The organism is Rhizobium sp. H4, assembly GCF_003013335.1.
GTDB classification, from domain to species: domain Bacteria; phylum Pseudomonadota; class Alphaproteobacteria; order Rhizobiales; family Rhizobiaceae; genus Rhizobium; species Rhizobium sophoriradicis.
Genome location: NZ_PSOW01000064.1, coordinates 1 through 323 on the forward strand (window position 1 = coordinate 1; position 323 = coordinate 323).

Here is a 323-nt window from a genome sequence, read left to right on the forward strand (position 1 = left end):
CAATCCGACTTGCGATGGCGCGGGGTGGAGCAGCCCGGTAGCTCGTCAGGCTCATAACCTGAAGGCCGCAGGTTCAAATCCTGCCCCCGCAACCAGAATACAAAAGCCCGCCTCGTGCGGGCTTTTTGATTCCAAAACACATCTGAGAATCGCTGGGACGAAGACTTCATCTTCTCAAGGAAAGCCAGATAGATGCGTATCCGTCCGAGCGCGACCGCCTGTGAATATTGAGTAAAATTGTTCAGACCCTGTCCTTATTCCCATGCATAAGGACAGTTGCCAACATGGAGATTTTTGAAGGAGACAGCGGATCTCGGGTGAGC

1 tRNA gene is annotated in these 323 nt (G+C 52.9%); it reads left to right on the plus strand.

Annotated elements, in window-relative coordinates:
• Positions 1–18 precede the first annotated feature (18 nt).
• A tRNA-Met gene (locus tag C4N04_RS31480) sits at positions 19–95 on the plus strand.
• Positions 96–323 lie beyond the last annotated feature (228 nt).